The following is a 25,038-nucleotide window of genomic DNA, read 5'->3' on the forward strand; positions in this document are numbered from 1 at the left end:
ATGGGTGCACAACGGCGCACACCGGCTTCTGGGTCGCACCCATAAGTTTACCCGATATCACAGACCTGACTTTCAGATGTATTCCTGATTTGACTTAACCCTGACACTTTTGCTGTATTTGTAAGCACTTGCAGAAATGATAAAAAAATGTAAATAACAACACGGGATGGTGACAGGATGAAAATGCAGCAAACGGTGCGTCAGCTTAGCTGGTCGCTGGTGATGAGTTTTACCGTTGTGGCGGGCGCTAATGCCGCGCCGACGCAGGCGCCGCCCGTCTCCTATGGCGTGGACAGCGACACGTTTCACCCGGTTAAAGCGCAGCACGGCATGGTGGCGTCGGTAGACGCGATGGCAACCCAGGTCGGCGTAGAGATTCTGCGTCAGGGCGGTAATGCCGTTGACGCCGCCGTCGCCGTGGGTTTTGCGCTGGCGGTTACCCATCCGCAGGCGGGCAACCTTGGCGGAGGCGGCTTTATGCTGCTGCGCACCGCCTCGGGCCGTGCCACCGCCATCGATTTCCGTGAAATGGCACCGGGACGGGCGTCGCGCGATATGTTTCTGGATAAGCAGGGCAATGCCGACAGCAAGCTGTCGCTGACCTCACATCTCGCGTCCGGTACCCCCGGCACCGTAGCGGGTCTGGCGCTGGCCGCACACAAATATGGCACTCTGCCGCTGAGCACCCTGCTGGCTCCGGCCATCCGGCTGGCGCGGGATGGCATTCCGGTTAACGATGCGCTGGCCGATGACCTGAAAACCTACGGCAAAGAGGTGCTGATCACCCATCCCAACAGCAAGGCGATCTTCTACAAGCCAGACGGCACACCGTGGCAGAAGGGCGATCGGCTGGTGCAGAAAAATCTCGCTCACAGCCTGCAACTGATCGCCCGTCAGGGGCCGGATGCCTTTTATAAAGGCGAAATTGCGGATGAGATCGCCGGAGAGATGGCACAGCACGGCGGGCTGATCACCAAAGCGGACCTGGCGGCCTATCGTGCCGTCGAGCGCAAGCCGATTAGCGGCACTTACCGTGGCTATGAGGTCTTCTCCATGCCACCACCGTCGTCCGGGGGCATTCACATCGTGCAGATCCTCAATATTCTGGAGAATTTCGATCTGGCGAAGATGGGCTTTGGCAGTGCTGATGCCATGCAGGTAATGGCGGAAGCGGAAAAATATGCCTATGCCGACCGCTCAGAGTATCTCGGCGATCCCGATTTCGTGAAGGTGCCGTGGCAGGCGCTGACCAGTAAAGCCTACGCTAAGACGCTGGCGCAGCAGATCGATGTGGCGAAAGCGCGCCCCTCTAGCGAGATCAAGCCGGGTAAACTCGACCCCTACGAAAGCAACCAGACCACCCACTTCTCGGTGGTGGATAAGCAGGGGAATGCGGTTGCGGTGACCTATACGCTGAACACCTATTTCGGCAGCGGCATTGTGGCAGGCAAGAGCGGCATTCTGATGAACAACGAGATGGATGATTTCTCTGCTAAACCCGGAACGCCTAATGTCTATGGGCTGGTGGGCGGTGAAGCGAATGCCGTGCAGCCAGCGAAACGCCCGCTGTCGTCGATGTCGCCGACTATCGTGGCCAAAGGGGGCAAAACCTGGCTGGTGACCGGCAGCCCGGGCGGCAGCCGCATTATCACCACCGTGCTGCAGATGGTGGTTAACAGCATCGATTTTGGCATGAACGTGGCGGAAGCGACTAACGCACCGCGGTTCCACCATCAGTGGCTGCCGGATCAGTTGCGGGTAGAGAAGGGCTTCAGTCCGGACACACTGCGTCTGCTGGAAGCCAGAGGTCAGCATGTGAAGGTGCTGCCTGCGATGGGCAGTACCCAGAGCATCATGATTGGGCCGGATGGCATGCTGTATGGCGCGTCTGACCCGCGCAGCATCGATGATTTAAGTGCGGGTTACTGATACAAACCTGACCCCGGTGAATCTGACAGCAATAAATAAGCTTAACGCGCAGGGAACGGGGTCAGAAGAGGAAAGCGTCCCGCGCCAGGACGGCGCGGGCCGAGCGTGTCATGGATGACGGCTTTTGCGTCTTTCCGATCTGACCCCGTTTCCTGTGCAGGCGCTGACTGACAGCGAAACGTGCCAGGGTTTTCAGCACAAAGGGCACCAGCAGGTGCCCTTTTTCATCATCACAGGTCAGGGTTTAATCCGCGCCATATAGTACGTATCAATGAGTTCACCGTCCCGTATAGCGAACCCGCGCGCCGTTCCCTCAATCTCAAAACCAAATCGCTGATAAAGGGCGATGGCCGGCGCGTTGTCGACGAACACCGTCAGCTCCATTCGGCTCACCTGAAGCCAGTTATCGCACATGGCGACCATTTCACGCATCAGTGCGCTGCCGACGCCACGCTGCCGGTAACGCGCATCCACCCCCATTCCCAGTGAAGCGGCGTGACGGCGTCTGGGACGCTCTTCCACCTTTAACGCGCTTTGCCCGACAACCTCATCATCAATGCAGGCAGCCAGCAGGTATGAATGGGGCGGAGGCGTGGCGAGGCGCGTATGCCACCCCTGTAGGGATGAATGGGGCAGGTGGAGGGTGCCGGCCTGGGTATCGGGCTGGCTGTAAATCCGGTGCAGTGCAGCGGCATCTTCGGGTATAACGTGCCGGACAACGATTTCACTCATGGTCGCTCCTTTCGCCGTTAAAAACCTTTTAAACATCAAGGTATTCAATCCGTTAATCAAGTGAAAAAGTGCGAAAACCGCTTTACAGACGCGAATGATAATGATTATTATTGTCATGCGTTCCCGGGAGGTCGCCCGACAGCCTGAGAAAGCACGACATTGCTCACATTGCTTCCAGTATTATTTAGCCAGCCAGGGCGCTGGCTTTTTTTTTGCCCGCTCTCCTTCAGCCTTTTTCAGCCACTGCGCAACCCTTGTTCAACTATTTTGAACAGAGGAGTGAAGTTTTTCAGCTATCAATCAGATCGTCTCAGGCACAGACTATGAAAAAACATTGAGGAGATCTGAAAATGATTTATATACGCAAAGCTGAAGAACGCGGTCACGCAAACCACGGCTGGCTCGATAGCTGGCACACCTTCTCATTCGCCAACTATTACGACGCGAACTTCATGGGCTTCTCCGCGCTGCGGGTAATTAATGAAGACGTGATCGACGGCGGTCAGGGGTTTGGTACTCACCCGCATAAAGATATGGAAATCCTGACCTACGTGCTCTCCGGAACGGTTGAGCATCAGGACAGCATGGGTAACAAAGAGCAGATCCCGGCAGGGGAGTTTCAGATCATGAGCGCCGGTACTGGCGTGCGTCACTCGGAGTACAACGCCAGCGAAAGCGAACCGTTGCACCTCTATCAGATCTGGATCATTCCTGAGCGTACCGGCATTGAGCCGCGCTACGATCAGCGCCGCTTTCCGGATGTGCAGGGACGTCAGCTGGTGCTTAGCCCGGATGCCCGTGAAGGATCGCTGAAAGTCTATCAGGACATGACTCTGTCGCGCTGGGTACTGGGTGCCGGTGAACAGGATAACGTGGCGATTGAGCCCGGTCGTCGCATCTGGATCCAGGTCGTCAAAGGCAACGTGAGCGTAAACGGTAACGCGGTGACTACCAGCGATGCCCTCGCCATCTGGGATGAAAGCGCGCTTACGCTGGAAGCCAGCACGGCCGCAGAAGTTCTGCTGTTTGATCTGCCACCGGTCTGAGAAAACTGACGGGCGCACCCCGGTGCGCCCCGCTGGCAATTTTGTGACAGAAAAGTGATAGACTCATCGTACTTTAGCTTTCAGGGCGATCCCAGGCGCTACGATGAAGAAGAAAAGACCGGTATTACAGGACGTTGCCGATCGCGTCGGCATTACCAAGATGACCGTCAGCCGCTACCTGCGCAATCCTGAGCAGGTTTCTGTTGCCCTGCGGGATAAGATCGCGGTGGCACTGGATGAGCTGGGTTATATCCCTAATCGCGCCCCCGATATGCTCTCGAACGCCACCAGCCGTGCGATTGGCGTGCTGCTGCCGTCACTGACCAACCAGGTCTTTGCTGACGTTCTGCGCGGCATTGAAGCCGTCACGGATGAAGCGAACTACCAGACGCTCGTCGCCCACTTTGGTTACAACCCACAGAAAGAGGAGCTGCAACTGCGCTCGCTGCTGGGCTGGAACATTGATGGGGTAATCCTCACCGAACGCACCCATACCCCGGGCACGCTGCGCATGCTGGAAGTGGCGGGCATCCCGGTCATCGAGATGATGGACAGCGTTACGCCCTGCCTGGATATGGCGGTCGGCTTTGATAACGTCGAAGCGGCCCGGCAGATGACCCAGGCGATCCTCGGCAAAGGACATCGTCACACCGTTTATCTTGGCGCACGCCTGGATGAGCGTACCCTGCAGAAACAGCGTGGTTACGAAATCGCGATGCGCGAAGCCGGGCTGACGCCGCGCAGCGTCATGATGGAGGATGCCTCTTCATTCAGTGCCGGTGGCGATCTGCTGCGTGAGGCGCAGCGTCTCTATCCTGAAACCGACAGCCTCTTCTGTACCAACGACGACCTGGCGGTCGGCGCGATGTTTGAGTGCCAGCGCCAGGGATTGCAGGTGCCCGATCAGATGGCGATTGCCGGTTTTCATGGTCACGATATCAGTCAGGTGGTGACGCCTCAGCTGGCTACGGTACTGACGCCGCGTGATCGCATCGGGCGCGAAGCCGCAGCGCTGCTGCTGGCGCGCATCGCCGGGGAAAGCCGCGAAACGCGCATGCTCGACACCGGTTTTGCGATCAGTGAAGGCGGCAGCATCTGATTGTGACGTTTTTATGAGTCAGCTCACACTTTGAGGCTTTTCCGGGTAAAAAGGTTGCCACGCTGTTAAGCGGCCAGGAGAATGAGAAACGACATTGTTATCGGTAACATTGGCAAATTCTCACCTGCCGGAGCAGAAAAATGACAACGCAATCCCCGTCGCATCACGTTTTTATCCTGATGGGCGTTTCAGGCAGCGGAAAGTCTGCCGTCGCCAATCAGGTCTCTCACCAGCTGAATACAGCCTTTCTTGACGGCGATTTTCTCCACCCCCGTGCCAACATTCTGAAGATGGCCGATGGTCATCCGCTGGATGACAACGATCGTCAGCCGTGGTTACAGGCCCTGAACGATGCCGCTTTTGCCATGCAGCGTACCCAGGCGATCTCCATCATTGTCTGCTCGGCCCTGAAGAAGCGTTATCGCGACATTCTGCGTCAGGGAAATGACAACCTGCGTTTCATCTACCTGAAAGGGGACTTCGACACCATTGAAGCCCGCCTGAAAGCGCGCAAAGGGCACTTCTTCAAGCCGCAGATGCTGGTGACGCAGTTTGCAACGCTGGAAGCGCCAGGCAGCGACGAGCCGGATGTACTGGAAGTGGATATCACGCATTCACTGGATGAGGTTGTGGCGGCTACGGTTGCGACTATCCGGGACGCTATCAGTCAGGGTTAGAGATGAATACCGCAACACTCGTTTTGACCGCAGCAGGCTCCGTCCTGCTGCTGCTTTTTCTGGTGATGAAGGCGCGAATGCACGCCTTTGTCGCACTCATGTTAGTGTCAATCGGTGCCGGACTGTTCTCCGGCATGCCTCTGGATAAGATTGCGGACACCATGCAGAAGGGGATGGGCGGCACGCTCGGCTTCCTCGCTATCGTGGTGGCGCTGGGCGCGATGTTCGGCAAAATCCTGCATGAAACCGGGGCCGTGGATCAGATTGCTATCCGGATGCTGAAAACCTTTGGTCAGAGCCGCGCCCACTACGCCATGGGGATTGCCGGTCTGATCTGCGCGCTGCCGCTCTTTTTTGAGGTGGCTGTCGTGCTGTTGATCAGCATCGCTTTTGCCGTGGCGCGGCGAACCGGGGGCAACCTGGTGAAGCTGGTTATCCCGCTCTTTGCCGGGGTGGCTGCTGCCGCCGCGTTTCTGCTGCCGGGACCGGCTCCGATGCTGCTGGCTTCACAGATGCACGCTGACTTTGGCTGGATGATCCTGCTGGGGCTGTGTGCGGCGATCCCCGGGATGCTGATTGCCGGGCCGCTGTTTGGCAATTTCATTGCGAAGCACGTCTCCTTCAGCGCCCCGCCGGAAGATCATCAGCCGGATGTCGATGAGAACCAGCTGCCCTCATTTGGCTTCAGCCTCTCTCTGATCCTGTTTCCGCTGGTGCTGGTCGGCCTGAAAACCATTGGCGCCCGCTTCACCACCGAAGGGACCTCGCTGTATGCGTGGCTGGAATTTATCGGCCATCCCTTCACCGCGATCCTGCTGGCGCTGCTGGTGGCGATTTATGGTCTGGCTTATCGTCAGGGCATGGATAAAGAGCGGGTGATGCAGGTGTGCGGCAGCGCGCTGCAACCGGCGGGGATTATCCTGCTGGTGATTGGCGCGGGCGGCGTGTTCAAGCAGGTGCTGGTGGACTCCGGTGTGGGTCCGGTGCTGGGCAACGCGCTGACCGGCGCGGGCCTGCCGATTGCGCTGGCCTGCTTTATCCTGTCAGGTGCGGTACGGGTCATTCAGGGGTCGGCAACGGTCGCCTGTCTGACCACGGTCGGGTTGATCATGCCGGTGATTGAACCGCTGCACTACAGCGGCGCGCAGCTGGCGGCGCTCTCGATCTGTATCGGCGGCGGCTCCATCATCATCAGTCATGTGAACGATGCCGGTTTCTGGCTGTTTGGCCGCTTCACCGGGGCCAGCGAAGCGGAAACGCTGAAGACATGGACGCTGATGGAGACGATTCTCGGCACGACCGGGGCTATCGTCGGTATGATTGCTTTCGCACTGCTTTCCTGACCAGCCTGACGGGCTCTCTGCCCGTCAGGTTTTTTCCCGCGAGCAGGGGAAGAGTAAAAACGGGAACAGCAGATAAGGCGCCACCAGCAGAAGGAGAATGACGCCGCGTGAATAGCCAGCGTCATTTATTCTCCTCACCGCGCAGGAAAAAACCGGCAATATAAACAGCAGCAGCGGGATTAAACCGGGTTCATGCCCACCTTCTTCTTATCAGAGCAAAAACAACCAGCGTGATGGCGGCGGAAGCCAGGTAAATCCAGGCAAAATCAGTGACGTCAATCTTCATCAACTGCACAGTATTTAACGCCGCTTTCCGGCCCGGGACAGAGAATAAGGTCAGGCCAGCTAAGCAAACGCTATTTGCCAGAAAGAATAGCGACTGAAAGGCGGTTTCTTTAGCCACGGACAGCAAGGCAATTTTCCTGAAGCTCCACCAGGCGACCAGATAAAACAGCAGCCAGAGCAGCGCGCAGAGTAGCGGGGCAACCAGATAACTGCGCATCTCTGTGATCACCCCTGAATGGCCGCTGCTGGCATAGTGCAGGAGTGCCTGAAAAGAGACGTAACCCGTTATCAGATAGAGCGCGCCGAAAAAAAACTGTAATAACAACCTCATGGTATCTCCCTCCGGGTTTTCAGATGCTGCATCCGCTGCGGCAGCTTTTTCCGGGCACCCTCACCCCTGTTTACTTTTTGCATCGTACTTTCTGGTGGCAATCGCGTCACCTTTATCGCCCTCAGACACCACCAGGCGGGCATCTGAATGGCCAAAACGACCGACCGGAATCGCTGCCTGAACAGGCTGCATGGTCGGCCTGTCGGGGTAAAAGGATAACGGTGCGCTTACAACTTCAGATACGCGCGGATGCCGTCCAGGAACATCTGGGTCGCCAGCATAATCAGTATCAACCCCATCAGACGCTCCAGCGCGTTGACCCCTTTATCACCCAGCAGACGCAGGAACAGACCTGACATCAGCAGAATGCCGACCGTCACGCCCCAGGCAATCAACAGCGCGCCCACCAGGTGGGACATCTGATGTGGATACTGATGCGACAGCAGCATCAGCGTCGCCAGCAACGACGGCCCGGCGACCAGCGGAATCGCCAGCGGCACCAGGAACGGCTCTTCCCCTGCCGGTAAACCAGAGCTGCTGCTCTCGGCCGACGGGAAAATCATCTTTATGGCGATAAGAAACAGGATGACGCCGCCGGAAATCGACACCGTCTCGGTGCGCAGATTTAAAAAGGCCAGAATGCGCTCGCCGGTAAACAGAAACAGCAGCATGATAATCAGGGCGATCAGCATTTCGCGGATCAGCACCACCCGCCGCCGTTTCGGCTCCAGATGCTTTAAAACCGACATAAAAATCGGCAGATTGCCCAGCGGATCCATAATTAACAACAATAATATTGTCGCCGAAATCATTTCAGTCATTGGTTTAACGCCATCCCGTCCGCCAGAAAGCGGAGTTATTAGTTACGCTGCTGAAAAAGTTAGCGTAATCGAATTAATTCACTTGCCACCAGGCCTGCATTTTGTAGAGTGAGCAGACAGAGGTAAATCCTATTATTACGCAGAGCGGCGTGAACATAGCACGCCGCTCTCTCCACTGAAATGAAAGCAGGTGAAATCTGCCTGAGACGGACACGACATGAAGAATGTAGGTTTTGTTGGTTGGCGCGGTATGGTCGGCTCCGTGCTGATGTCCCGCATGAGCGAAGAGCGCGATTTTGATGCAATCAATCCGGTCTTCTTCTCGACGTCGCAGCATGGTCAGGCGGCTCCGTCGTTTGCGGGCAAGCAGCAGGGCGCACTGCAGGATGCCTTTGATCTTGAGGCGCTGCGTGCGCTGGACATCATTATCACCTGTCAGGGCGGCGACTACACCAGCGATGTCTATCCTAAGCTGCGCGCCAGCGGCTGGCAGGGCTACTGGATCGATGCGGCCTCGACGCTGCGCATGCAGGACGATGCCATCATCATCCTCGATCCGGTCAACCACGCGGTGATCCGTCAGGGCATCGACCAGGGCATCAAAACCTTCGTTGGCGGTAACTGCACCGTCAGCCTGATGCTGATGTCGCTGGGCGGTCTGTTCGCGCAGGACCTGGTGGAGTGGGCTTCTGTCGCCACCTATCAGGCGGCGTCAGGTGGCGGCGCGCGCCACATGCGTGAACTGCTGACCCAGATGGGCATGCTGCACGACCACGTTGCGCCTGCGCTACAGAATCCGGCCTCAGCAATTCTCGACATCGAGCGCAGCGTGACCGACTTCACCCGTTCCGGCACCCTGCCGACCGATAACTTCGGCGTGCCGCTGGCGGGCAGTCTGATTCCGTGGATCGACAAACAGCTGGAGAATGGCCAGAGCCGCGAAGAGTGGAAAGGCCAGGCGGAGACCAACAAGATCCTCGCGACCCGCAACGTCATTCCGGTTGATGGCTTGTGCGTGCGTGTGGGTGCACTGCGCTGCCACAGCCAGGCGTTTACCCTGAAGCTGAAGCGCGATCTGCCGCTGTCTGAAATTGAACAGCTGCTGGCCTCTCATAACGAGTGGGTCAAAGTGGTGCCGAATGACCGCGAGCTGACGATGCGTGAACTGACCCCCGCGGCCGTGACCGGTACGCTGACCACGCCGGTTGGCCGTCTGCGCAAACTGAATATGGGGCCGGAGTATCTCTCCGCCTTCACGGTAGGCGACCAGCTGTTATGGGGCGCAGCCGAACCGCTGCGTCGCATGCTGCGGTTGTTAATCGACTAAGAAAAATATCGCCAAAGGCCGGATTTATCCGGCCTTTTTTTTGCTTTGCAGTACGTGAAACAACCTGCCGGTTCGCTTACTCAGTGATCAGCTTCCCCTTTTTAGCGGTCGGCAAAGAATATTTTGCTTTCAGCCATGGCAACTGCTGCGACCAAGCTATGATTTAACCATGATGTGCCACAGGTTTCGCTTTTGCTTTCCGGATTAAATGGTTGTGGTACACGGCAAAACACTTTTTCCATGGAATGGCCTGACACTTTTTTGCCGTCGTACGTATGGCTCAATGAAGAGCAGCGCAGATGACGCGCGACAGGCCGTGTCGCGAGCATCTCGGCTGCCAGTTATCACAGGAAGAAAGTCATGTCAGAGCTTCCCGATCGCGAGGCGATCAATGCCCTGTTTGCGGGTAATTATGCCGATCCTTTTTCGTTACTAGGGATGCACCGAACGCCACAAGGCCTTGAAGTCAGGGCGTTGCTCCCCGAAGCGCTTGAGGTGTGGGTCATTGAGACCTCTACCGGGCGCAAGCTGGCTCAACTGGCGTGTGAAGACGCACGCGGCTTCTTCAGCGGCGTGATCCCCCGCCGCAAAAATCCGTTCCGCTATCAGCTGGCGGTGAACTGGCACGGCCAGCAAAACCTGGTCGACGATGCCTATCGCTTTGGCCCGCTGCTGCAGGAGATGGATCTGTGGCTGCTGGCGGAAGGCACCCACCTGCGTCCATACGAAACCCTGGGCGCGCATGGTGACGTGATTGATGGCGTGACCGGCACCCGCTTCTGCGTCTGGGCGCCCAACGCCCGTCGTGTTTCCGTCGTTGGCGATTTCAATTTCTGGGATGGCCGCCGTCACCCGATGCGTCTGCGCCAGGAGCTGGGCATCTGGGAGCTGTTTGTGCCGGGTGCGGTCAACGGTCAGCTCTACAAATATGAAATCATCGACGCCAATGGCGATCTGCGTATCAAAGCGGACCCTTACGCCTTCGAAGCGCAGATGCGCCCGGAAAGCGCCTCGATGATCTGCGGCCTGCCTGCGCCCGTTGAGATGAAAGCGGAGCGCAAGGCCGCCAACGGTTTCGATGCGCCGATCTCCATCTATGAAGTACATCTGGGCTCCTGGCGTCGTCATACCGACAACAATTTCTGGCTGAGCTACAAAGAGCTGGCTGAACAGCTGGTGCCCTACGTCAAAGAGATGGGCTTTACCCATATCGAACTGCTGCCGATTAACGAACATCCGTTTGACGGCAGCTGGGGCTATCAGCCGCTAGGCATGTATGCACCGACTCGCCGTTTCGGAACCCGTGACGACTTCCGCGCCTTTATCGACAGCGCCCATGCTGCCGGCCTCAACGTCCTGCTCGACTGGGTACCGGGTCACTTCCCCAACGATGACTTCGGGCTGGCGCGCTTTGACGGCACCGAGCTCTATGAGCACAGCGATCCGCGAGAAGGCTACCATCAGGACTGGAACACCCTGATCTACAACTTTGGCCGCCGGGAAGTGAGTAACTACCTGTCGGGCAATGCGCTCTACTGGACAGAACGCTTTGGCATCGATGGCCTGCGCGTGGATGCCGTCGCCTCCATGATCTACCGCGACTACAGCCGCGTTGAAGGGCAGTGGGTGCCGAATCAGTATGGTGGCCGCGAGAACCTTGAGGCGATTGAGTTCCTGCAACACACCAACCGCACGCTCGGTACCGTGGCGTCCGGCGCGGTCACGATGGCGGAAGAGTCGACGGACTACCCTGGCGTAACGCGTCCGACAGAGGGCGGCGGGCTGGGCTTCTGGTTCAAATGGAACCTGGGCTGGATGCACGACACGCTCGACTACATGCAGGTCGATCCTATCTACCGCAAGCATCATCACAACCTGATGAGCTTCGGCATGATGTACAACTACACCGAAAACTTTGTGCTGCCGCTGTCGCACGACGAAGTGGTGCACGGCAAGCGCTCCATCCTCGACCGCATGCCGGGCGATGCCTGGCAGAAGTTCGCCAATCTGCGCGCCTATTACGGCTGGATGTGGGGCTTCCCCGGCAAGAAACTGCTGTTTATGGGCAACGAGTTTGCTCAGGGCCGCGAGTGGAACCACGATGTCAGCCTGGACTGGCATCTGCTGGAAGGCGGCGATAACTGGCATCACGGCGTGCAGCGTCTGGTGCGCGATCTCAACCACACCTATCAGTACTACACGCCGCTGCATCAGCTCGACTTTGATCCGGCAGGTTTTGAGTGGCTGGTGGTCAACGATGCGGAACATTCGGTCTTCGCCTTTGTACGTCGCGATCGCGAAGGTAACGAAATCATCGTCGTCAGTAACTTTACGCCGGTGCCGCGTCCGGGCTACCGCTTTGGGGTCAATCAGCCTGGCACCTGGCGCGAAGTGCTGAACACCGACCAGCATGAGTATCACGGCAGTGATGTGCGCAATCACCGGGTGCATACCGATGAGCAGGAGAGTCACGGACGACCACAGTCGCTGAGCCTCAATCTGCCACCGCTGGCAACGGTATGGCTGGTGCGGGAGGGGGAATGACCATTACTGCCGGGGATCCCGAACCGCTGGGTGCCAGTTACGATGGTAAAGGCGTCAATTTCACCCTGTTTTCTCAGCATGCCGGGCGCGTCGAGCTCTGCCTGTTTGATGACGAGGGGCGTGAACAGCGTCTTGATCTGCCAGGCCGCAGCGGGGATATCTGGCATGGTTATGTTCCGGCGCTGAAGCCGGGGCAGCGTTACGGCTACCGGGTGCATGGCCCCTGGGCGCCGCAGCAGGGACACCGCTTTAATCCGGCGAAGCTGCTGGTCGATCCCTGCGCCCGCGCGGTTGAGGGCGACGTCCCGGATGACCCGCTGTTTCAGGGCGGCGAGGCGCAGCCCGATCCGCATGACAACGCGGCCATCGCGCCGAAGTCACGGGTGGTGGCGGAAGATTTCGACTGGCAGGACGATGCCGCCCCGCGCACGCCGTGGGGTAACACGGTGATTTACGAAGCGCATGTACGCGGGCTGACGAAGCAGCATCCGGAAATTCCGGAAACGCTGCGCGGGACTTACGCGGCGCTGGGTCATCCTGTTATGGTGAACTACCTGCGCGATCTCGGCATTACGGCGCTGGAACTGCTGCCGGTGGCCCATTTTGCCAGCGAGCCGCGCCTGCTCCAGCTCGGCCTGAGTAACTACTGGGGCTACAACCCCTTTGCGCTCTGGGCGGTCGATCCGCGTTACGCCTCTGGTCAGCCAGGCGTCACGCCGCTGCAGGAGTTTCAGCAGGCGGTAAAAAACTTGCACGCTGCCGGTATCGAAGTGCTGCTGGATGTGGTGTTCAACCACACTGCCGAACTGGATGAGATCGGCCCGACGATTTCGATGCGCGGCATCGACAACGCCAGCTACTACTGGCTGAATGAGCAGGACGGCTATCAGAACTGGACCGGCTGCGGCAACACGCTGAATATCCACCATCCGCAGGTGATGGCGTGGACCTTAGAGGCGCTGCGCTACTGGGTGCGGGTCTGTCACGTTGATGGCTTCCGCTTTGACCTTGCGCCGGTGCTGGGCCGCACGCCCGATTACCGGCGTGATGCCCCTTTTTTCGATGCAATACGCGCCTGTCCGCTGCTCTCTCAGGTCAAGCTGATTGCGGAACCCTGGGATATCGGCCCTGACGGCTATCAGGTTGGCCGTTTTCCGCCACCCTTTGCCGAATGGAACGATCAGTTTCGCGACACCGCGCGTCGCTACTGGCTGCATGGCGCACTCAGCAACGGCGAGTTTGTCCGTCGCTTTGCCGCCTCCAGCGATCTCTACCAGCACGACGACCGGCCGCCCCACGCCACGGTTAACCTGATCACCGTGCATGACGGCTTTACGCTGTGGGATGTGGTGAGCTTCGAACGCAAACACAACGAAGCCAACGGGGAAGATAACCGCGACGGTCACGGCGATAACTACAGCCACAATCACGGCAAAGAGGGGCTGAACGTCAGTTTTGACGTCACGGAACGTCGCCGCCGTAGCGTGCGGGCACTGCTCACCACGCTGCTGCTGTCACAGGGCACGCCGATGCTGCTGGCGGGCGATGAGCGTGGCCACACGCAGCGCGGCAATAATAATGCTTACTGTCAGGACAACGCCCTCAGCTGGCTTGACTGGCAGGCGGATGAGAAGGGATTGGTCGGATTCACCGCCGCACTGATTCGTCTGCGCCAGCGCATACCGGCGCTGACCGCGGATCGCTGGTGGCAGGAGGGTGATGGCAATGTGCAGTGGCTCAATGCCGGTGGCCAGCCACTGCAGCACGATGAATGGGCACAGGGGCTGCACAGATTGCAGATCCTGCTGTCTGGCCGCTGGTTAATAACAATAAACGCCACGGATACGGTGAATGACATCGTGTTACCAGACGGAGAATGGCGTGCCCTTCCTCCTTTCGCCGGGGACGACAACCCCATCCTGCTAACTGTCTGGCATGGTCCCGCACACGGGGTGTGCGTGTTCCAAAAGCAATCATAAGGAGTCAGACATGGTTAAGTTAGATAGAACAGAACACCTGATGCTGGCCCGCCAGCTCCCTACACAGACGGTTGCTCTGATCCTCGCCGGCGGACGCGGCACGCGGCTGGTCGATTTAACGGCCAAACGTGCCAAACCGGCGGTGCATTTCGGCGGCAAGTTCCGCATTATCGACTTTGCCCTCTCCAACTGCGTCAACTCCGGTATCCGGCGGATTGGCGTCATTACGCAGTATCAGTCCCATACCCTGACTCAGCATATCCAGCGTGGCTGGTCGATCTTCAATGAAGAGATGAATGAGTTTGTCGATTTGCTGCCAGCGCAGCAGCGCTTTTCGACCGAACAGTGGTATCGCGGCACGGCCGATGCCGTGACGCAGAACCTTGATGTGATTCGCCGCTATCAGGCGCAGTACATCGTGATCCTTGCCGGGGACCACATTTATAAGATGGATTATTCACGCATGCTGCTGGACCACGTGGTGAACGAGGCGAAATGTACCATCGCCTGTTTACCGGTACCGGTGCATGAAGCCACGGCGTTTGGCGTGATGGCGGTGAATGAAGAGAACATGGTGATCGACTTCGTGGAGAAACCCGCGAAGCCGCCCACCATGCCAGGTGATGACACGCAGTCGCTCGCCAGCATGGGGATCTACGTCTTCAACGCGGATTATCTCTATGAACTGCTGGAAGCGGATCTGCAGACGCCAGGCTCTAACCACGACTTTGGCAAAGATATCCTGCCGAAAGTGGTGGCAAGCGGCGAAGGATATGCGCACTCCTTTGCGCTCTCCTGCGTCCAGAACGATGACAACGCGCCGCCTTACTGGCGCGACGTCGGAACGCTGGAAGCTTACTGGCGCGCCAATCTCGATCTGGCCTCGGTGATGCCTGAACTGGATATGTATGACGTCACCTGGCCTATCCGTACCCACATGGAGCCGCTGCCACCCGCGAAATTTGTTCAGGATCGTTCCGGCAGTCACGGGATGACGATGAACTCGCTGGTGTCGGGCGGCTGCATTATCTCCGGTTCGGTTGTGGTCAACTCGGTGCTGTTCCCCCGGGTTCGGGTTAACTCGTTTTGCAATATTGATTCAACCGTTCTGCTGCCGGATGTGGTGGTGGGTCGCTCGTGTCGTCTGCGCCGCTGCGTGATTGATCGCGCCTGTGAGTTACCGGAAGGCATGGTGATTGGTGAAAATCCGGATGAAGACAGTCGCCGGTTTCACCGTTCGGATGAAGGGATCGTACTGGTCACCCGCGCCATGCTGGCCAGGCTGGCCAAAGCGGGGCTGTAAGCGATAAGCGGAACTTACGCAATCGGCACGCGGAGCGTGCCGGATAACTTAATGAGGTCGAGGATGCAGGTTTTACATGTCTGTTCAGAACTTTTCCCGCTGCTTAAAACGGGCGGACTGGCTGATGTAGTCGGGGCATTACCTCAGGCGCAGATTGCGGGCGGCACAGACACGCGGGTGCTGCTGCCAGCGTTTCCTGCATTGCGCAAAGGCATACCTGATCTCCAGATGGTGACAGAGCGAGAGACATTTGCCGGTCATATACGTCTGTTATATGGTGAATTTAACGGTGTGGGCATCTATCTGATCGATGCCCCTGACCTCTACGACCGTCCCGGTAGCCCTTATCATGACGAGTCGCAGTTTGCCTATGTCGATAACTACCTGCGCTTCGCGCTGCTGGGCTGGGTCGGCTGCGAACTGGCGTGCGGTATGGATTCGATGTGGCGTCCCGATATCGTCCATGCCCATGACTGGCACGCAGGCCTTACCTGCGCCTATCTGGAAGCGCGCGGCCGTCCAGCCAAATCGGTGTTTACCGTGCACAACCTGGCCTATCAGGGACTGTTCTCGGCGCACCACATGGATCAGATTGGCCTGCCGTGGTCGTTCTTTAACATGCATGGGCTGGAGTTTTACGGGCAGATCTCCTTCCTGAAGGCGGGACTCTTCTACGCCGATCACGTGACGGCGGTCAGCCCGACCTACGCCCATGAGATTACCTCTGCTGAATTTGGTTACGGCATGGAAACGCTGCTGGCGCAGCGGATGCGGGAAGGGCGGCTGAGCGGGATCCTCAACGGTGTCGACCCGACCATCTGGGACCCGGCCCACGACCTGCTGCTCAGCGCGCGCTACAACCGCGACACGCTGGAAGCCAAAGCGGAAAACAAACGGCAGCTGCAGGTGGCGATGGGGCTGAAGGTTGATGACAAAGCGCCGGTGTTCTGCGTGATCAGCCGCCTGACCAAACAGAAAGGCCTGGACCTGGTGCTGGAGGCGCTCCCTGGCCTGCTGGCGCAGGGCGGTCAGCTGGTGCTGCTGGGACAGGGCGATGCCGAACTGCAGCAGGGCTTCCTGGCCGCGGCAGCAGAGCATCCGGGCAGCGTGGGTGTGCAGATTGGCTATCACGAGGCGTTTTCACACCGCATCGTCGGTGGTGCCGATGTGATCGTGGTGCCGAGCCGCTTTGAGCCCTGCGGCCTGACGCAGCTGTATGGCCTGAAATATGGCACGCTGCCGCTGGTGCGCCGCACCGGCGGACTGGCGGATACGGTTAACGACAGCTCACTGGAAAACCTGGCGGATGGGATTGCCAGTGGCTTCAGCTTTGAAGATGCTAACGCCTGGTCGCTGTTGCGGGCGATTCGCCGCGCGTTTGTGTTGTGGTCTCGCCCTTCACTGTGGCGTTATGTTCAGCGACAGGCGATGGGCATGGATTTCAGCTGGCAGGTGGCCGCACAAGCCTACCGCGATCTCTACCAGCGTCTGATGTAACGGATGGGGAAAACCGGATATGAATGCACCTTTCACTTACGCTTCACCCACGCTGACGGTGGATGCTTTAAAGCATTCGATTGCGTACAAACTGATGTTTACCATCGGCAAAGATCCCTCTATTGCCAACAAGCATGAGTGGCTGAACGCCGCGCTGCTGGCGGTTCGCGATCGGATGGTGGAGCGCTGGCTGCGCTCCAGCCGCGCTCAGCTGTCGCAGGATGTGCGGCAGGTTTACTACCTGTCGATGGAGTTCCTGATGGGGCGCACTCTGGGGAATGCGCTGCTGGCGATGGGGATCTATGACGATCTCAACCAGGCCCTCGACGAAATGGGGCTGGATCTGGCCGAGCTGATGGAGGAGGAGAACGATCCGGGCCTGGGCAACGGCGGTCTGGGCCGTCTGGCGGCCTGTTTCCTCGATTCGCTGGCGACGCTGGGTATGCCGGGCCGCGGCTATGGCATCCGTTACGATTACGGCATGTTCAAACAGAACATTGTGGAAGGTGAGCAGAAAGAGTCGCCCGATTACTGGCTTGAGTATGGCAATCCGTGGGAATTTCAGCGATTCAACACCCGCTACAAGGTGCGTTTCGGCGGCCGCGTCCAGCACGAAGGGGCGAAAGTGCGCTGGCTGGAGACCGAAGAGATCCTGGCGATGGCCTATGACCAGATCATCCCGGGCTTCGACACCGACGCCACCAATACGCTGCGCCTCTGGGGCGCGCAGGCCAGTAACGAAATCAACCTCGGTAAGTTCAACCAGGGCGACTACTTTGCGGCGGTGGAAGATAAAAACCACTCCGAAAACGTCTCACGCGTCCTTTATCCCGATGACTCCACCTATTCCGGGCGCGAGTTGCGTCTGCGTCAGGAGTATTTCCTGGTATCTGCCACGGTGCAGGACATTCTGAATCGTCACTGGCGCATGCATCAGACCTGGGACAACCTGGCGGATAAGATCGCCATCCACCTGAATGACACGCACCCGGTGCTGGCGATCCCCGAACTGATGCGCCTGCTGATCGACGAGCATAAATTCAGCTGGGACAGCGCCTTTGACGTCTGCTGTCAGGTCTTCTCCTATACCAATCATACGCTGATGACCGAAGCGCTGGAGACCTGGCCGGTGGATATGATCGGCAAGATCCTGCCGCGTCATCTCAGCATTATTTTTGAAATTAACGACTTCTTCCTCAAGACGATTCAGGATCACTATCCTGACGATCTGGATCTGCTGTCGCGTATTTCGATCATCGACGAGAACGACGGCCGCCGGGTACGCATGGCCTGGCTGGCGGTGGTGGTCAGCCATAAAGTGAATGGCGTTTCAGAGCTGCACTCCAACCTGATGGTGCAGTCGCTGTTTGCAGACTTCTCCCGCCTGTTCCCGGGCCGCTTCTGCAACAAAACCAACGGCGTCACTCCGCGTCGCTGGCTGGCGCTGGCTAACCCGGCGCTGTCAGAGGTGCTGGATGAGGAGATTGGCCGCAACTGGCGCACCGACCTCAGCCAGCTGGATGAGCTGAAAGCGCAGATCGACTACCCGGCGTTTATCGAGAAAGTGGCGATTGCCAAGCATCAGAACAAGCGCCGGCTGGCCGAGTGGGTGGCAAAAAACCTGGACGTGGTGCTCGACCCGAACGCGCTGTTTGATGTGCAGATCAAGCGTATTCACGAGTACAAGCGTCAGCTGCTCAACGTGCTGCATGTGATCACCCGATACAACCGTATCAAGGCCGATCCGCAGGCGGACTGGGTGCCGCGCGTCAATATCTTTGCCGGTAAAGCGGCCTCCGCCTACTACGTTGCCAAACACATTATCCATCTGATCAACGATGTCGCCAACATCATCAACAACGATCCGCAGGTGAAGAACAAACTGAAAGTGGTCTTCATCCCGAACTACAGCGTGAGTCTGGCGCAGATCATCATTCCGGCCGCCGATCTCTCTGAGCAGATCTCGACCGCCGGAACGGAAGCGTCCGGCACCAGTAACATGAAGTTTGCCCTGAATGGCGCGTTGACGATCGGTACGCTGGATGGTGCCAACGTGGAGATGCTGGATCACGTCGGTGAAGAGAACATCTTCATCTTCGGCAATACCACGCCGCAGGTAGAAGCCCTGCGACAGGGTGGCTACAACCCGCGTGACTATTATGAAGGCGATGAAGAGCTGCATCAGGTCCTGACGCAGATCGCGTCGGGCGTCTTCAGCCCGCAGGATCCGGGTCGCTACCGCAATCTGTTCGATTCGCTGGTGAACTTCGGCGACCACTACCAGTTACTGGCCGATTATCGCAGCTATGTGGATACCCAGGACAAGGTGGATGCGCTCTACCGTAAGCCGGAAGAGTGGCAGCGCCGTGCGGCGAAAAATATCGCCGGCATGGGTTACTTCTCGTCTGACCGGACGATTCAGGAGTATGCCGATGAGATCTGGAACATTTCACCGATAAGGCTGTAAGGCGCGCGCCGTCAATTCATCTGCTCTGCGGCCGGGAAACCGGCCGCACTTTTTTCTGCCCGTTCCGCTCCTCCCTGACATCCGCAGATTCCGCCTTCAGCCGCAGTAAATCATCCGGCTGCGAGCCAGATCATTACAGGCTGGCGGAGAATCGCTACTATGCGGAAAAGCAAAATGACCTTACAGGCAACAGCAGCCCATGAGTGACAATATCAATCAGGAAATTACCTTCCGGAAGCTCAGCGTCTTCATGATGTTTATGACGAAAGGCAATATCGCCCGCACGGCGGAAGCGCTGGAGCTGAGCAGCGTCAGCGTGCACCGCGCGCTGCACACGCTGGAAGAGGGCATCGACTGCCCGCTGTTTATCCACAAAGGGCGCAATCTGGTGCCGCTGCCCGCCGCCTGGACGCTGCTGGACTATTGTCGCGACGTCACGGCCCTGATGGGCAAAGGCATTGAGGAGGCCCGCAAAGTGGCGGGTATCGGTGGAGGACGGCTGCGGCTTGGCACACTCTACTCGCTGACCCTGGAGACCATTCCCCGGCTGATTATGGGCATGAAACTGCGCCGGCCGACGCTGGAGCTGGATCTGACCATGGGCTCTAACCAGATGCTGCTGAATATGCTGGAAGATGATGCGCTGGACGCGATCCTGATTGCCACCCATGAGGGCGAACTCAGTGAGGCCCGGTTTGATGTGATCCCGCTGTTCGAGGACACGATCTGTCTGGCGGCGCCGGCTGGCGAAACGGGCAGCGGCGACGCGCCGGTCGATCTGCGTGACTATGCCGACCGCGATTTTGTCTCACTGGCCGAGGGGTTTGCCACCTATGCCGGTTCGCAGGAGGCGTTTCAGATCGCGGGATTTGAACCACGCATGGTGACGAAGGTGAATGACATCTTCTCCATGATCAGTCTGGTGCAGGCGGGCGTCGGCCTGGCGCTGATCCCGGGAAGGATGCGGAAAGTCTATGAAAACAATATCCAGCTGCTGACGCTCGCAGCGCCTTACCAGATGCGGCAGCAGGTTGCGATTGTCTATTCGCATCGCCGCGAACGCGACAATGACCTGCTGGCCCTGGCGGCAGAAGGGCGCATGTACGCCCGTAACCTTACCGTTCCAGCCGTTTAGCCAGATGACCTGCCACATCGACGCCGTTGCGTTCCAGGCTGATTGCATCGCCCTGCCAGCCCGCCTGCAGGGTCAGGCCGGTCAGCACATTGCCTGGCGGCATCTCAATCGCCAGACGGGCATCGCGCTGGTTAGCCGAGACCATGGTGTCATACCACTGCACGGTCCGCGCCATATTGAACGCCAGATCCTCGGCGATCTTCTCCGGGTCGTGGATCACCCGTGCGGTTGAGCCGCTGAGGTAAGCACAATCGGGACGGGAGAGGCGCACGGATTCAAACGCATGCGCCAGTTCTGCCGCCGGTTTGTCCAGCAGCGCGCAGTGCGACGGCACGCTCACCGCCAGCCTGATCGCCTTACTGGCGCCTGCCTCCAGCGCCTTCTGCGCCACCCGTGCCATATCCTCATCACGACCGGCAATCACTATCTGCGTTTCGGCATTCAGATTGGCAATGTAAGTGTGGCTGCCGGGCAGCAGCGTTTCCAGATGCGTCAGCGTCAGGCCGGTGATCGCCGTCAGGCCATATCCCTGCGGATAAGCCTGCTCCATCAGGTCGCCGCGCAATGCCACCAGCCGCAGGGCGTCGCTGAAATCGAGCGCACCTGACACCACTGCCGCCGGAAATGCGCCAATCGACAGACCGCTGACGATATCCGGCTTCACCCCGCGACGTATCAGTTCGCGCGCCCACGCGACCCCACTGATCAGCAGGCTGAGCTGGACAGCGCGGGTGTGCTGCAGCGCCTCGTCGCTGTCGAGCCTGTCAGTTTCGTCGCCCAGTACCGCCCGCACGCGGGCTAACAGCGCCTCGCCGTCAGGCAGATGCTGCAGCATGCCGGCTCGCTGGGTGCCCTGGCCGGGAAAGGTAAAGAGTATTTTCATGAGGTTTCTCTGCTCCAGGGTGAAGCGGTCAGCAGGGGGCCGGTGTCGGTTTTCAGCAGCACCTGTTCCTCGCGCAGCCACTCGTTAAGGGCAAACGCACCGGCAGGCGTTTCCACCTGGGTATCCACCCGGCACGCCAGCGCGTCGGTCTGATTCTGCCACCGTTGCAGCGCAGCCCGGTCCAGAGGGTGCGGGGCGCGGATCACCAGATCGAGATCGCTGGCGGCGTGCAGCGTGGGCTGCTGCGTCGCCAGCGCATAACCGGTGCTGCCGGTGATCCCCCAGCGCCACGGCCACTCCGCCTCACTCAGCACGATCGCCGCGCGAACCGGGGCAAAGGCGCTGAAAGGGGAAGCCTGCAGCAGGGGGCGATCGGCCAGCCTCTCCGGCGTTATCACCCGGACAATATCGTCCGGATGAACCCATCCGGCGGCACGCTGCTCCCGCCGTTCACCGCGCACCCCAATCGGGATCAGGCCGGATTCGTGATGATCGCGCCGCACCACCACCGGCAGGCCGGGATGCCAGAACGTCCCGACCCAGCACGCTGAGATCGTGGCTAATGCGCTGCGGTCACGCAGCCAGAGCAGATCGTGGGGGCAGGGCGCGGTCATATTACATTCCTGATGTCAGCGTAATGAACAGGGGCAACGACAGAACAGAGAGCACCGAACTTAACAGCAGCACGGCTTCAGCATCCGGCGACTGAACGCCAAAGCGGTTGCCGAACACCACACCAAAGAAACCGGCCGACAGCGCAATCATCAGGATCGCGGTGATCGCCACCGGGCCGTTCAGCCCCAGCGCCAGCACCAGACCCCAGGCAATCACGGGCTGAATCAGCAGTTTCGCCACCGTGCCGACGCCCACGACGGCGTTGAGTTTCAGCTGACGGGCAGAAAGGATCACACCGGTCAGGAACAGCGCCGCCGCGGTGGCGGCCAGGCCCAGCGGCTTAATAGCCGAAAGTACCAGCTCCGGCATTCTGACGCCCAGCGCAGAGAGCACCACGCCCAGCAGCGGACCCCAGACGATCGGTTTTTTAACGGAGCGCCACATGAGCACCGGCAGCATGGTCAGCGTCGACCCCACATTCTCACCCGCACTGCGCGCTTTTTCCCGCTCCAGAATCAGCAGGCAGAAGGGCGTCATCAGCACCGAACCGCAGGCGATAGAGACAGCGACCGAGAGCGAGGTGGATGAGCCTTCGCCCAGCACGCTGCCCAGAATCGGCAGGCCCAGCGCCGCGTAATTGGGTAAGGCGACGGTCAGCGTCAGCACCGCCGCATCCTGTGGCGACTTTTTAAATACGCCGGTGGCCAGGAAATAGATCGCTGCATAGGTAATCCACATCGCTCCGGTCAGGACCACAATCAGCGGCGACTGCGCCACAATCCCCGACCAGGGTGTCTGCACCGTGGCGCTGAACAGCGCGGCGGGCAGCGCAAAATCCATCACGAAAATATTCAGCAGCGAAACGTCTTTGTTATTGACCATTCCGCACTTACCGGCCCAGAAACCCAGCAGCATAATGACAAAGATAGGCGCAAGGGCATGCACAATTATATAAATCATAAATCACCTGTTATTAAGAAAGAATTTTCCAAAAAACAGCGATGTTTATAATTCTGAACACGGCCACTGCACCGGGGCGCTGTGACACGCCCCGTCAGACCGGATTCGGCAGGTTTATTTTTTTTATCGGTTTACCAGGTCGCGCGCATACGCTCGCGCACCAGGGAAGAGCTGTGACGGTTGGAGGCACCCAGACGGTTTTTCAGGCTCGGGTCCTGACGGGCATCGCCGATCGCCTTGTGCAGCGCGATTTCCACCATCGCCACGTCGGCGTCAGACGGCGCATCGGGATTGCCCACGTTCAGCAGATCGGAGAGCAGACCCAGCGTGGCGAAGTTGCTCACGTCATAGGCCATGGGGGGGATGGTGGCGGCCAGTTTCTCCAGCGACTCCACCGAACGCAGCGTGATACGCGCCGCCGATGCTTTGCCCATGGCGTGAACCAGCACGCCCTGATCGTTAAGCGCAATCAGGCGGTTAGCCTGATAGCCGTGTGCCAGGAACGCACCGGACATCGCCTTGCCGACAATCAGCCCGATGACCGGATGGCCGGCCAGGCGCGCATTAGCATAGGCTCCCGCTGCGCCCGCCAGCGCCTGATGAATACCAAATGCCTCTTCACGGCGACCATAGGCCTGACTCGGCACATCGATGACCGCCACAATCGGGCGTTTCACGGCGCTGTTTTTATCCTCTTCCCGCGTTTCATTCACCACTTTCGCCAGCGTCCAGCCCTCCAGCAGACCCACTTCCCCCTGCGCGGCGCGCGGATAGTGGTTCTGAGCATCGGGCACCACGGCGATGAAGCGGACGTTTTCGCCATTCAGCTGGCCATCAGCCACCTGAACAGAGGCACACAGGCCACTGAGACGCTGTGCATGAGGTGCGAGTTTTTCCAGCCAGGTTGCACCGCGGCTGCTTGTCTGGGTCATTATTTCTCCTCCCGGGCGAAAAGCTGTTTGATCTGCGCGGTGTCCGCCTGCTGGCGGGTGTCGAACTGCGTCAGACGTGACAGGAAGTCGGCATAATTGTCGCTGCGGTGCTGCGCTGGTACACCTCTGGCAATGAAGTCATTCATGGCGGTTTTTACCGCGTTGATGCCGTCATTCACCAGCGCATCCACCAGTCCGCTGGCGTAGCGGATTTCGCCGCCGGTCATGCTCCAGATAAAGGGCCGATCGCGCGAGTCATACTCTTCAATGCCCGCCTCCTGCTCAATGACCTGCGGGCCGTTCAGGCCCAGGCGCGCTTCCCGTGTCACGATCAGGTAGCTGCAGAGCGCGGCGGCAATCGACATTCCGCCGAAGCAGCCAACGGTGCCGCTGATGATGCCGATCACCGGGGTGTAGCGACGCAGATCGACAATCGCTGCGTGAATATCGGCAATCGCTGCCAGGCCAAGATTCGCTTCCTGTAAGCGCACGCCACCGGTTTCCAGGCAGAGCACCGCCTGCGTCGGAATGCCGTTGCGGTTGTCTTCCGCCGCCAGCTCCAGCGCCGCCGCCATTTTCGCCCCGGAGACTTCGCCCATGCTGCCGCCCTGGAAGGTGCCTTCGATGGCGATAACCACCGCAGGCTGACCGTTCAGCGTGCCACGTGCCACGACCATGCCGTCATCGGACTGCGGCACCACGCCCTGCGGGGCCAGCCATGGCGACATGATGCCCTCAAAGGGATCCAGCAGTTCGCGATAGCTGCCGGCATCCAGCAGCGTACGGGCGCGTTCACGCGCCCGTAATTCAATAAAGCTGGCGTCGTTACGCATGGCTCACCTCTTCAAAAACCTGTTCAAGACGGATACGAGCCACACCGGGTGTGGCACCGAAATCGTGAATAATCAGTTCGCCGGCCGGCAGGCCGTTGATCAAATTCAGGCGGTCAAACAGCGCCTTCCAGCGGGCGTCGCTGTTATCGAGTGAGGTGGTGATATCAACGTTCAGCGTGTCGCCCTGGGTTGCGGTGTACAGTACTTCCATATCACCGGAACCCACGACCCCGGCCAGCGCTCTGCCACTGAGCAGGCGGTTAGCGGGTAAAGATAATGTGATGTGTTCCATAATGGCCT

The 25,038-nt window shown here is 58.9% G+C and carries 23 protein-coding genes; 12 read left to right on the top strand and 11 right to left on the bottom strand.

Features of this window, described 5'->3' with window-relative positions; genetic code table 11:
* Positions 1-177: 177 nt before the first annotated feature.
* On the top strand, positions 178-1,929 hold the full coding sequence (gene ggt / locus F3I47_RS18045; RefSeq protein ID WP_033736081.1) for a gamma-glutamyltransferase: 1,752 nt from the start codon (positions 178-180) through the stop codon (positions 1,927-1,929).
* 237 nt (positions 1,930-2,166) lie between these two features.
* Here the strand turns inward: ggt and F3I47_RS18050 are convergent, their stop codons facing one another.
* On the bottom strand, positions 2,167-2,661 hold the full coding sequence (locus F3I47_RS18050) for a GNAT family N-acetyltransferase (RefSeq protein WP_111207904.1): 495 nt from the start codon (positions 2,659-2,661) through the stop codon (positions 2,167-2,169).
* A 350-nt stretch (positions 2,662-3,011) separates the two neighbouring features.
* Here F3I47_RS18050 and F3I47_RS18055 point away from each other — a divergent pair, with 350 nt between their 5' ends.
* The 4 genes from F3I47_RS18055 to gntU all read left to right on the top strand — a co-directional run bounded on the left by F3I47_RS18055 (position 3,012) and on the right by gntU (position 6,826).
* Complete coding sequence (locus F3I47_RS18055) at positions 3,012-3,707, top strand: pirin family protein (RefSeq protein WP_150030101.1); 696 nt, start codon at positions 3,012-3,014, stop codon at positions 3,705-3,707.
* Between the two features lie 103 nt (positions 3,708-3,810).
* Positions 3,811-4,806, top strand: coding sequence for a gluconate operon transcriptional repressor GntR (gene gntR, locus F3I47_RS18060; protein WP_150030100.1), 996 nt, complete (start codon positions 3,811-3,813; stop codon positions 4,804-4,806).
* Positions 4,807-4,946: 140 nt separating this feature from the next.
* Positions 4,947-5,483: a gluconokinase gene (gntK, locus tag F3I47_RS18065; RefSeq protein WP_009087761.1), complete on the top strand. Its 537-nt coding sequence runs from the start codon at positions 4,947-4,949 to the stop codon at positions 5,481-5,483.
* Between the two features lie 2 nt (positions 5,484-5,485).
* Entirely contained in the window at positions 5,486-6,826 is a 1,341-nt protein-coding gene (gntU, locus tag F3I47_RS18070) for a gluconate transporter (protein WP_058956969.1), read from the top strand.
* Positions 6,827-7,016: 190 nt separating this feature from the next.
* On the opposite strand, the gene F3I47_RS18080 is transcribed toward gntU, so the two are convergent.
* Genes F3I47_RS18080 through F3I47_RS18085 form a run of 3 tightly spaced genes read right to left on the bottom strand, consistent with a single transcriptional unit; the run spans position 7,017 to position 8,263 of the window.
* On the bottom strand, positions 7,017-7,442 hold the full coding sequence (locus F3I47_RS18080) for a hypothetical protein (RefSeq protein ID WP_150030099.1): 426 nt from the start codon (positions 7,440-7,442) through the stop codon (positions 7,017-7,019).
* Positions 7,443-7,502: 60 nt separating this feature from the next.
* Positions 7,503-7,634, bottom strand: coding sequence for a hypothetical protein (locus F3I47_RS22630; RefSeq protein ID WP_255470412.1), 132 nt, complete (start codon positions 7,632-7,634; stop codon positions 7,503-7,505).
* A 35-nt stretch (positions 7,635-7,669) separates the two neighbouring features.
* On the bottom strand, positions 7,670-8,263 hold the full coding sequence (locus tag F3I47_RS18085; protein ID WP_009087757.1) for a YhgN family NAAT transporter: 594 nt from the start codon (positions 8,261-8,263) through the stop codon (positions 7,670-7,672).
* Between the two features lie 217 nt (positions 8,264-8,480).
* Here F3I47_RS18085 and asd point away from each other — a divergent pair, with 217 nt between their 5' ends.
* Positions 8,481-9,590 carry an aspartate-semialdehyde dehydrogenase gene (gene asd, locus F3I47_RS18090; RefSeq protein ID WP_009087755.1) on the top strand — a complete coding sequence of 370 codons (1,110 nt, stop codon included), beginning with the start codon at positions 8,481-8,483 and terminating at the stop codon, positions 9,588-9,590.
* A gap of 101 nt (positions 9,591-9,691) precedes the next feature.
* Here the strand turns inward: asd and F3I47_RS22380 are convergent, their stop codons facing one another.
* Positions 9,692-9,832, bottom strand: a complete 141-nt coding sequence (locus F3I47_RS22380; RefSeq protein WP_167429069.1) for a hypothetical protein — start codon at positions 9,830-9,832, stop codon at positions 9,692-9,694.
* 118 nt (positions 9,833-9,950) lie between these two features.
* On the opposite strand from F3I47_RS22380, the gene glgB reads away from it, so the two are divergent.
* From glgB to F3I47_RS18120, 6 genes are all read left to right on the top strand, one after another.
* Positions 9,951-12,134: a 1,4-alpha-glucan branching enzyme gene (gene glgB, locus F3I47_RS18095; protein ID WP_009087753.1), complete on the top strand. Its 2,184-nt coding sequence runs from the start codon at positions 9,951-9,953 to the stop codon at positions 12,132-12,134.
* Positions 12,131-14,113: a glycogen debranching protein GlgX gene (gene glgX, locus F3I47_RS18100; protein ID WP_150030098.1), complete on the top strand. Its 1,983-nt coding sequence runs from the start codon at positions 12,131-12,133 to the stop codon at positions 14,111-14,113. The genes glgB and glgX overlap by 4 nt, the downstream gene beginning before the upstream one ends.
* 10 nt (positions 14,114-14,123) lie before the next feature.
* The gene (gene glgC / locus F3I47_RS18105; RefSeq protein ID WP_009087751.1) at positions 14,124-15,416 is read left to right on the top strand and encodes a glucose-1-phosphate adenylyltransferase; all 1,293 of its coding nucleotides are present in this window, start codon (positions 14,124-14,126) and stop codon (positions 15,414-15,416) included.
* Positions 15,417-15,479: 63 nt separating this feature from the next.
* Positions 15,480-16,913 (top strand): glycogen synthase GlgA, encoded by a 1,434-nt coding sequence (gene glgA, locus F3I47_RS18110; RefSeq protein WP_009087749.1) that lies wholly within the window; start codon positions 15,480-15,482, stop codon positions 16,911-16,913.
* Positions 16,914-16,932: 19 nt separating this feature from the next.
* Positions 16,933-19,380 (top strand): glycogen phosphorylase, encoded by a 2,448-nt coding sequence (glgP, locus tag F3I47_RS18115; RefSeq protein ID WP_009087747.1) that lies wholly within the window; start codon positions 16,933-16,935, stop codon positions 19,378-19,380.
* 199 nt (positions 19,381-19,579) lie between these two features.
* Entirely contained in the window at positions 19,580-20,515 is a 936-nt protein-coding gene (locus tag F3I47_RS18120; protein ID WP_009087744.1) for a LysR family transcriptional regulator, read from the top strand.
* Here F3I47_RS18120 and mdcH read toward each other — a convergent pair.
* From mdcH to mdcC, 6 genes are all read right to left on the bottom strand, one after another.
* Entirely contained in the window at positions 20,496-21,398 is a 903-nt protein-coding gene (gene mdcH, locus F3I47_RS18125) for a malonate decarboxylase subunit epsilon (protein WP_150030097.1), read from the bottom strand. The two genes, F3I47_RS18120 and mdcH, sit on opposite strands and share 20 nt — an antisense overlap.
* Positions 21,395-22,012 (bottom strand): malonate decarboxylase holo-ACP synthase, encoded by a 618-nt coding sequence (locus F3I47_RS18130; RefSeq protein WP_150030096.1) that lies wholly within the window; start codon positions 22,010-22,012, stop codon positions 21,395-21,397. The genes mdcH and F3I47_RS18130 overlap by 4 nt, the downstream gene beginning before the upstream one ends.
* A 1-nt stretch (position 22,013) precedes the next feature.
* The gene (locus F3I47_RS18135; RefSeq protein ID WP_150030095.1) at positions 22,014-22,973 is read right to left on the bottom strand and encodes an AEC family transporter; all 960 of its coding nucleotides are present in this window, start codon (positions 22,971-22,973) and stop codon (positions 22,014-22,016) included.
* Between the two features lie 131 nt (positions 22,974-23,104).
* Positions 23,105-23,905, bottom strand: coding sequence for a biotin-independent malonate decarboxylase subunit gamma (mdcE, locus tag F3I47_RS18140; RefSeq protein ID WP_009087737.1), 801 nt, complete (start codon positions 23,903-23,905; stop codon positions 23,105-23,107).
* A complete protein-coding gene (locus F3I47_RS18145) occupies positions 23,905-24,738 on the bottom strand; it encodes a biotin-independent malonate decarboxylase subunit beta (protein WP_009087736.1) in 834 nt (277 codons plus the stop codon). Before F3I47_RS18145 ends, mdcE begins: the two co-directional genes overlap by 1 nt.
* The gene (gene mdcC, locus F3I47_RS18150) at positions 24,731-25,030 is read right to left on the bottom strand and encodes a malonate decarboxylase acyl carrier protein (protein WP_009087734.1); all 300 of its coding nucleotides are present in this window, start codon (positions 25,028-25,030) and stop codon (positions 24,731-24,733) included. Before mdcC ends, F3I47_RS18145 begins: the two co-directional genes overlap by 8 nt.
* Positions 25,031-25,038: the final 8 nt, after the last annotated feature.

Source organism: Pantoea sp. M_10 (assembly GCF_008631515.1).
In the GTDB taxonomy this organism is placed as follows: domain Bacteria; phylum Pseudomonadota; class Gammaproteobacteria; order Enterobacterales; family Enterobacteriaceae; genus Pantoea; species Pantoea anthophila.

Bases quoted from the DNA above. Each gene is read 5' to 3' on its own strand.
- glgP (WP_009087747.1), top strand. From the start codon at position 16,933: ATGAATGCACCTTTCACTTACGCTTCACCCACGCTGACGGTGGATGCT.
- glgX (WP_150030098.1), top strand. From the start codon at position 12,131: ATGACCATTACTGCCGGGGATCCCGAACCGCTGGGTGCCAGTTACGAT.
- F3I47_RS18130 (WP_150030096.1), bottom strand. From the start codon at position 22,012: ATGACCGCGCCCTGCCCCCACGATCTGCTCTGGCTGCGTGACCGCAGC.
- asd (WP_009087755.1), top strand. From the start codon at position 8,481: ATGAAGAATGTAGGTTTTGTTGGTTGGCGCGGTATGGTCGGCTCCGTG.
- F3I47_RS18050 (WP_111207904.1), bottom strand. From the start codon at position 2,661: ATGAGTGAAATCGTTGTCCGGCACGTTATACCCGAAGATGCCGCTGCA.
- gntK (WP_009087761.1), top strand. From the start codon at position 4,947: ATGACAACGCAATCCCCGTCGCATCACGTTTTTATCCTGATGGGCGTT.
- F3I47_RS22380 (WP_167429069.1), bottom strand. From the start codon at position 9,832: ATGGAAAAAGTGTTTTGCCGTGTACCACAACCATTTAATCCGGAAAGC.
- mdcE (WP_009087737.1), bottom strand. From the start codon at position 23,905: ATGACCCAGACAAGCAGCCGCGGTGCAACCTGGCTGGAAAAACTCGCA.
- mdcC (WP_009087734.1), bottom strand. From the start codon at position 25,030: ATGGAACACATCACATTATCTTTACCCGCTAACCGCCTGCTCAGTGGC.
- F3I47_RS18145 (WP_009087736.1), bottom strand. From the start codon at position 24,738: ATGCGTAACGACGCCAGCTTTATTGAATTACGGGCGCGTGAACGCGCC.
- F3I47_RS18085 (WP_009087757.1), bottom strand. From the start codon at position 8,263: ATGACTGAAATGATTTCGGCGACAATATTATTGTTGTTAATTATGGAT.
- mdcH (WP_150030097.1), bottom strand. From the start codon at position 21,398: ATGAAAATACTCTTTACCTTTCCCGGCCAGGGCACCCAGCGAGCCGGC.
- gntR (WP_150030100.1), top strand. From the start codon at position 3,811: ATGAAGAAGAAAAGACCGGTATTACAGGACGTTGCCGATCGCGTCGGC.
- F3I47_RS18120 (WP_009087744.1), top strand. From the start codon at position 19,580: ATGAGTGACAATATCAATCAGGAAATTACCTTCCGGAAGCTCAGCGTC.
- F3I47_RS18080 (WP_150030099.1), bottom strand. From the start codon at position 7,442: ATGAGGTTGTTATTACAGTTTTTTTTCGGCGCGCTCTATCTGATAACG.
- glgB (WP_009087753.1), top strand. From the start codon at position 9,951: ATGTCAGAGCTTCCCGATCGCGAGGCGATCAATGCCCTGTTTGCGGGT.
- glgC (WP_009087751.1), top strand. From the start codon at position 14,124: ATGGTTAAGTTAGATAGAACAGAACACCTGATGCTGGCCCGCCAGCTC.
- F3I47_RS22630 (WP_255470412.1), bottom strand. From the start codon at position 7,634: ATGCAGCCTGTTCAGGCAGCGATTCCGGTCGGTCGTTTTGGCCATTCA.
- F3I47_RS18055 (WP_150030101.1), top strand. From the start codon at position 3,012: ATGATTTATATACGCAAAGCTGAAGAACGCGGTCACGCAAACCACGGC.
- ggt (WP_033736081.1), top strand. From the start codon at position 178: ATGAAAATGCAGCAAACGGTGCGTCAGCTTAGCTGGTCGCTGGTGATG.
- F3I47_RS18135 (WP_150030095.1), bottom strand. From the start codon at position 22,973: ATGATTTATATAATTGTGCATGCCCTTGCGCCTATCTTTGTCATTATG.
- glgA (WP_009087749.1), top strand. From the start codon at position 15,480: ATGCAGGTTTTACATGTCTGTTCAGAACTTTTCCCGCTGCTTAAAACG.
- gntU (WP_058956969.1), top strand. From the start codon at position 5,486: ATGAATACCGCAACACTCGTTTTGACCGCAGCAGGCTCCGTCCTGCTG.